At 73.4% G+C, this 7,136-nt stretch carries 5 protein-coding genes; 4 read left to right on the top strand and 1 reads right to left on the bottom strand.

All coding sequences use genetic code 11. From position 1 onward, the window contains the following. Nucleotides 1–234: 234 nt before the first annotated feature. Complete coding sequence (locus G3I42_RS06720) at nucleotides 235–1,161, bottom strand: carbohydrate kinase (protein ID WP_164283304.1); 927 nt, start codon at nucleotides 1,159–1,161, stop codon at nucleotides 235–237. A gap of 161 nt (nucleotides 1,162–1,322) precedes the next feature. Between G3I42_RS06720 and uvrC the strand changes: the two genes are divergently transcribed. The 4 genes from uvrC to whiA are packed head-to-tail and all read left to right on the top strand — an operon-like array spanning nucleotide 1,323 to nucleotide 6,946. Beyond that, nucleotides 1,323–4,046: an excinuclease ABC subunit UvrC gene (gene uvrC, locus G3I42_RS06715; protein ID WP_164283302.1), complete on the top strand. Its 2,724-nt coding sequence runs from the start codon at nucleotides 1,323–1,325 to the stop codon at nucleotides 4,044–4,046. After that, the gene (gene rapZ, locus G3I42_RS06710) at nucleotides 3,991–4,929 is read left to right on the top strand and encodes an RNase adapter RapZ (RefSeq protein ID WP_164283300.1); all 939 of its coding nucleotides are present in this window, start codon (nucleotides 3,991–3,993) and stop codon (nucleotides 4,927–4,929) included. Before uvrC ends, rapZ begins: the two co-directional genes overlap by 56 nt. Continuing rightward, nucleotides 4,926–5,966 carry a uridine diphosphate-N-acetylglucosamine-binding protein YvcK gene (gene yvcK, locus G3I42_RS06705; protein WP_203606454.1) on the top strand — a complete coding sequence of 347 codons (1,041 nt, stop codon included), beginning with the start codon at nucleotides 4,926–4,928 and terminating at the stop codon, nucleotides 5,964–5,966. The genes rapZ and yvcK overlap by 4 nt, the downstream gene beginning before the upstream one ends. Then, entirely contained in the window at nucleotides 5,957–6,946 is a 990-nt protein-coding gene (gene whiA / locus G3I42_RS06700; protein WP_164283298.1) for a DNA-binding protein WhiA, read from the top strand. Before yvcK ends, whiA begins: the two co-directional genes overlap by 10 nt. The last annotated feature ends 190 nt before the right edge of the window (nucleotides 6,947–7,136 follow it).

Raw genomic sequence — 7,136 nt, 5'->3', positions numbered from 1 at the left:
CGCGGGCAAGACGGCCGGCCAGATCGTCACGGGCCAGGGCGCCGCGCGCAAGGCGGCGGCTCCGCGCGCGACGAAGACGGCCAAGTCCGCGACGGGGAAGCGGGCCACGGCGAAGGACTGAGCTTCTTCCCGAAGACCCCGAGGGAAAAGCCTCCGCCGAGGGCGGGGTGGGAACGGGCACCTACCGTGTGCACCGTTCCCACCCCGCCCTCGGGCACTCCCGAGGCCCGTCCCTCAGTCCAGGCCGAGTTCGCGGGCGTACGGGGGCTGGGCGCCCGCGCGCGAGCAGGTGAGCGCGGCGGCGCGGGCGGCGAAACCGAGAACGTCCCGCCAGCCCTCCCCACCGAGCGCGGCCACCGCGTCGTCGCGCAGCGGCCCGAGCGCGGCGAGGCGATGCAGCAGCGCCGCGTTCACCGTGTCGCCCGCGCCGATCGTGTCGACGACCTCGACGGGCACCCCCGGCACGGAAAACTCCTCACCCTTACGGGTGGTGACGTGCAGGCCCTCGCCGCCCCGCGTCACCACGACGGCGGCCGGACCCGCCGCCGCCCACCCCGCCACGTCGTCCCCGAGCCACGCGGCGTCCTCCTCGGAGAGCTTCAGCAGGTCGACGTACGGGAGCCAGTCGAGGAAGCGGGCCCGGTAGGCCGCGGGGTCGGGGATGAGGCCGGCCCGGATGTTCGGGTCGAGCAGCGTGAAGACCCCCGCCCGCGACTGCTGCCGCAACAGCTCCTCGTACGCGCTCGCGCCCGGCTCCAGGACGAGCGAACACGTCCCGAAACAGATCGCCCGCACCCCTTCGGGGAGCGTCCGCGGCACGCTGAAGAGCCGGTCCGCCGTGCCCTGCGCGTAGAAGGAGTAGCCCGCGGAGCCCTGCGCGGTGAGCGTCGCCACCGCGAGCGTCGTCGGTTCCGGGCCGCGCTGCACGAGAGTGACGTCGACGCCGGCCGTGCGCAGCCCCGCGAGCAGGGCCGTGCCGAAACCGTCCGTCGACAGGCGCGAGCAGAAGGCGACCTCCTCACCGAGCCTGCCGAGCGCGACCGCCGTGTTGTACGGGCCGCCGCCCGGACAGGGCACCAGCGGGGCCAGCGGCCCCTCCTCCGCGGGACCCGAGGGGCGCGGCACGAGATCGATCAGGGCCTCTCCAGCGACGAGGAACACGGGCAGTCCTTTCGCCCGGCGCGAAGCCGGGAGGGGGATGCGAACGGGCCGCACCGAGTTTTCCACAGCACGCCATGACTCGTCCGATGATCAACCCGGGTTCTCCACAGGCGGACCCGGAGCCGCCCGGACTGTCACAGAGCGCAAGTAGGGTGTGTGACATGGCCGATCCGTCCAGCTACCGCCCCGCCCCGGGACAGATCCCGGACTCGCCGGGCGTCTACCGATTCCGCGACGAACACCGCAGGGTGATCTACGTCGGGAAGGCCAAAAGCCTGCGCCAACGCCTGGCCAACTACTTCCAGGACCTGGCCGGCCTCCACCCGCGCACCCGCACGATGGTCACCACCGCGGCCTCGGTGGAGTGGACGGTCGTCTCCACGGAGGTCGAGGCGCTCCAGCTGGAGTACTCCTGGATCAAGGAGTACGACCCCCGGTTCAACGTCAAGTACCGCGACGACAAGAGCTACCCCTACCTCGCCGTCACGATGAACGAGGAGTTCCCCCGCGCCCAGGTCATGCGCGGCGCCAAGCGCAAGGGCGTGCGCTACTTCGGGCCCTACGGGCACGCCTGGGCCATCCGCGACACCGTCGACCTGCTCCTGCGCGTCTTCCCCGTACGCACCTGCTCCGCCGGGGTGTTCAAGAACGCGGCCCGCACGGGGCGCCCCTGCCTCCTGGGCTACATCGACAAGTGCTCGGCCCCCTGCGTCGGCCGCATCTCGCCCGAGGACCACCGCGACCTCGCCGAGGACTTCTGCCACTTCATGGCCGGCCACACCGGCACCTACCTGCGCCGCCTCGAAGAGCGCATGACCGAGGCCGCCGAGGACATGGAGTACGAGCGCGCCGCCCGGCTCCGCGACGACATCGGCGCCCTCACCCGCGCCATGGAGAAGAGCGCCGTCGTCCTCGCCGACGCCACCGACGCCGACCTCATCGCCCTCGCCCAGGACGAGCTGGAGGCCGCCGTGCAGATCTTCCACGTGCGCGGCGGACGCGTGCGCGGGCAGCGCGGCTGGGTCACCGACAAGGTCGAGGCCGTCACCACCGGCGACCTCGTCGAGCACGCGCTCCAGCAGCTCTACGGCGAGGAGCGCGGCGACGCCGTGCCGAAGGAGGTCCTGGTCCCCGCGCTGCCCGACCCCGTGCGGCCCGTCCAGGAGTGGCTGAGCGAGCGGCGCGGGGCGCAGGTCTCGCTGCGCGTGCCGCAGCGCGGCGACAAGCGCGCCCTCATGGAGACCGTCGAGCGCAACGCGCAGCAGTCCCTCGCCCTGCACAAGACCAGGCGCGCCTCCGACCTCACGACCCGCTCCCGCGCCCTGGAGGAGATCGCCGCCGCGCTCGACCTCGACGGCGTGCCGCTGCGGATCGAGTGCTACGACATCTCGCACCTCCAGGGCGACGACGTGGTCGCCTCGATGGTCGTCTTCGAGGACGGCCTCGCCCGCAAGAGCGAGTACCGGCGCTTCCAGATCAAGGGTTTCCAGGGCCAGGACGACGTGCGGTCCATGCACGAGGTCATCACCCGGCGCTTCCGCAGGTACCTCGCCGAGCGGGAGCGGACGGGGGAGTGGACCGAGGCGGAACTGGACGGCCCGGTGGAGTCCGGCGGGCTCGACGAGGACGGGCGCCCCAAGCGCTTCGCCTACCCGCCGCAGCTCCTCGTCGTCGACGGCGGACAGCCACAGGTCGCCGCCGCCCGGCGGGCCCTGGACGAACTCGGCATCGACGACGTCGCCGTCTGCGGGCTCGCCAAGCGCCTGGAGGAGGTCTGGGTCCCCGGCGAGGAGGACCCCGTCGTCCTCCCGCGCAGCAGCGAGGGCCTCTACCTGCTCCAGCGCGTCCGCGACGAGGCGCACCGCTTCGCCATCACCTACCAGCGCAGCAAGCGTGCCAAGCGCTTCCGGGCCGGCCCGCTCGACGAGGTCCCCGGCCTCGGCCAGGCCCGCAAGCAGGCCCTGCTCAAGCACTTCGGCTCGGTGCGGAAACTGCGTGCCGCGACGATCGAGCAGATCTGCGAAGTCCCCGGCATAGGCCGCAAGACCGCGGAGACGATCCTCGCCACCTTCGCCCGCAGCGAGCCGGGCACCCCCGCGGTCAACATGACGACGGGCGAAATTCTGGACGACGGTTCCGGGGACGCCGGGGACGGCTCCGAAGAAGGCGGCCACGGCTCCGAGGACGCCGGGCAGCGGACGGAACCGCCGGCCGAGGACGCGGGCGAGGCGGCACGCGAAACGGCCGAGGACGCACGCGAAACGGCACGCGAGACGACCGAGGCCCCCGACCACGCACCGGCCGCGCCACGGGAGCCGCAGGTCCCCGCACGCACGGACGCGACACCGCACGAGGCCGGGGAGCCGTCGGCGACGGCGGGCCAGGCGCCCGCGGGTCCCGGTGCCGACGACGCCCGGGGGCACTCCGCTCCGCGTGAGGATGGCGTCACGCACCGTGAGCGGCGCGCCGAGGAGACGCCTGGGGCCGCTCCCGGGGGCGGCCTCGCGTCGAGGGAGACGCCGGGGCATTCGACGTGGCAGGCTTCGGCGAGCACGATGGAGTACGGAACCTCTCCCGAAGGACCTGGCGACGAAGACGTCCCCGCCGGCCCCGGCGCCCCCACGGACCGGGACGCGTCCGCGCCGGAGCACGGCTCCGCCCCGAGCAACAGGCCCCCGGGGACCCAGGAACACCCGCACACCGCCCCTGACCAGGGCGGAGGCCCGGACGGCAGGGGCGAGGACACCCCGGCTTCCGCCTCCGGCGAGCGGCGGGACGACACGGACGACGCGGTCGAAGACGGCCGTACGACGGACGGTGGCAGAACAGATGCAGCAGGAAGAACGGGACGGAGCGCGACAGGTGAGCACGGCCACGAGCAGTGAACCGGGGCAGACGGAGGAGACCCCGATCCCCGAGCTGGTGATCATCTCCGGCATGTCCGGGGCGGGCCGCAGCACCGCCGCCAAGTGCCTGGAGGACCTCGGCTGGTTCGTCGTCGACAACCTGCCTCCCGCGCTCATCCCCACCATGGTCGAACTCGGCGCCCGCTCCCAGGGGAACGTGGCCAGGATCGCCGTGGTCGTGGACGTCCGCGGCCGGCGTTTCTTCGACAACCTCCGCGAATCGCTCGCCGACCTGGAGAGCAAGCACGTCACACGGCGCATCGTCTTCCTGGAGTCCTCCGACGACGCCCTGGTCCGCCGGTTCGAATCGGTGCGCCGCCCCCACCCGCTCCAGGGCGACGGCCGCATCGTCGACGGCATCGCCACCGAGCGCGACCTGCTGCGCGAACTGCGCGGCGACGCCGATCTCGTGATCGACACATCGAGCCTCAACGTCCACGAACTACGCGCGAAGATGGACGCCCAGTTCGCCGGTGACGAAGAGCCGGAACTGCGCGCCACGGTCATGTCCTTCGGCTTCAAGTACGGGCTCCCCGTCGACGCGGACCTCGTCGTCGACATGCGCTTCCTGCCCAACCCGCACTGGGTCCCCGAACTGCGCCCGTTCACCGGACTGAGCGAAGAGGTCTCCAACTACGTCCTCGGCCAGCCCGGCGCCAAGGAATTCCTCGACCGCTACACCGAATTGCTCCAGCTCGTCGCCGCGGGCTACCGGCGCGAGGGCAAGCGGTACGTGACCATCGCGGTCGGCTGCACGGGCGGCAAGCACCGCTCCGTCGCGATGGCCGAGAAGCTCGCGTCCCGGCTCGTCTCCGAAGGGGTGGAGACCGTCGTCGTCCACCGGGACATGGGCCGCGAATGAACCCACGCCCGCGTCGCGTCCGCCGCCTGCGCCGCCAGGACGCGGGCCCCGCGCCCCGGCCCCGGCGGCGCGGCACCCAGCCCAAAGTGGTCGCGCTCGGCGGCGGCATGGGCCTCTCCGCCTCCCTCGCCGCGCTGCGCCGCATCACGGGCGAACTGACCGCGGTCGTCACGGTCGCCGACGACGGCGGGTCCAGCGGCCGCCTGCGCGACGAACTCGGCGTGCTGCCCCCCGGGGACCTGCGCAAGGCGCTCGCCGCGCTGTGCGGGGACGACGACTGGGGCCAGACCTGGTCCCGGGTGATCCAGCACCGGTTCGCGAGCCAGGGCGAACTGCACGGCCACGCGGTCGGCAACCTCCTCATCGTCGCGCTGTGGGAACAGCTCGGCGACCACGTCGCGGCCCTCGACCTCGTCGGCACCCTGCTCGGTGCCCACGGCCGGGTGCTCCCGATGTCCGCCGTTGCGCTCGAACTCCAGGCACTGGTACGGGGGCACGATCCCGCGCGGGCCGAGGAGGTCCAGCTCGTGCGCGGGCAGGCGACGGTGGCGCTCACGCCCGGCGAGGTGCAGTCCGTGCACGTGGTCCCCGCGGACCCGCCCGCCGTGCCCGAAGCGGTCGACGCCGTGCTCGACGCGGACTGGGTCGTGGTCGGTCCCGGCTCCTGGTTCTCCTCCGTCATCCCGCACCTGCTCGTCCCCGAACTCCTCGACGCGCTCACCAAGACCAGGGCCAGACGGGTGCTCTCGCTCAACCTCGTTCCGCAACCGGGAGAAACAGAGGGCTTCTCCCCGCAGCGTCATTTGGAGGTTTTGGCCCGACACGCACCTAAACTCGCCTTCGACGTGGTGCTGGCCGACGAGGCAGCCGTACCTGACCGCGCCTCGCTCGCCGAGGCCGCAGAGCGGTTCGACGCAACGGTGGAGCTGGCCCCGGTCGCCCGGCCCGACGGCGTTCCGCGGCATGACCCGGAGCTGCTGGCAGCCGCGTACGACCGTATTTTTCGGATGCATGGAAGGATCGGCCCATGGCGATGACGGCGGCGGTCAAGGACGAAATCTCGCGACTGCCCGTGACCCGGACCTGCTGCCGGAAGGCGGAGGTCTCGGCGGTCCTGCGCTTCGCCGGCGGCCTGCACCTGGTGAGCGGACGCATCGTGATCGAGGCGGAGCTGGACACGGGCATCGCGGCCCGGCGGCTGCGCAAGGACATCCTGGAGATCTTCGGGCACGCCTCGGACCTCGTGGTGATGGCGCCGTCCGGACTGCGGCGCAGCTCCCGCTATGTCGTCCGGGTGGTCAGCGGCGGCGACCAGCTCGCGCGGCAGACCGGGCTCGTGGACGGCAGGGGGCGCCCCATCCGGGGCCTGCCGCCGCAGGTCGTCTCGGGCGCCACGTGCGACGCCGAAGCGGCGTGGCGGGGAGCTTTCCTCGCCCGCGGTTCGCTCACGGAGCCGGGCCGTTCCTCGTCCCTGGAGGTCACCTGCCCCGGGCCCGAGGCCGCGCTCGCGCTCGTCGGTTCCGCGCGCCGGCTCCAGATCGCGGCGAAGGCGCGCGAAGTGCGCGGCTCGGACAAGGTCGTCGTACGGGACGGGGACGCGATCGGCGCGCTGCTCACCCGGCTCGGGGCGCACGAGTCGGTGCTCGCCTGGGAGGAGCGGCGGCTGCGCCGCGAGGTGCGGGCGACGGCGAACCGGCTCGCCAACTTCGACGACGCCAACCTGCGCCGCTCCGCCCGTGCGGCGGTCGCGGCGGGGGCGCGGGTCGGGCGGGCCCTGGAGATCCTCGGCGAGGAGGTGCCCGAGCACCTCGCGGCGGCGGGCCGGCTCCGCATGGAGCACAAGCAGGCGAGCCTCGAAGAGCTCGGCGCGCTCGCGGACCCGCCGCTCACCAAGGACGCCGTCGCGGGCCGTATCCGCCGCCTCCTCGCGATGGCCGACAAGCGCGCGACCGACCTCGGCATCCCCGGCACGGAGGCGTCCCTGACGGAGGAACTGGCCGACAGCATCGCCGGCTGAACCGGGGGGCGGGCCGTGGCGGCGGGCGCGAACGATCCTGTCCGGACCGCGTCCGGACCGCGCCCGGTCCCTCACGGACCGTGCCGGGCACGGGACGTGACGCACCCCCACCGCGTGCCGCACCCGGCGGCCGACATGTCCCCGTCGCGCCGCACCCGGCGGCCGACGTCCCCCGCCACCGCGCCCGGCG

Origin of the sequence: Streptomyces sp. SID11385 (assembly GCF_010548245.1) — a bacterium.
Taxonomy (GTDB): domain Bacteria; phylum Actinomycetota; class Actinomycetes; order Streptomycetales; family Streptomycetaceae; genus Streptomyces.
The sequence above is the reverse complement of the archived record's forward strand: the minus strand, read 5'-3'. Positions and strand labels throughout refer to the sequence as shown.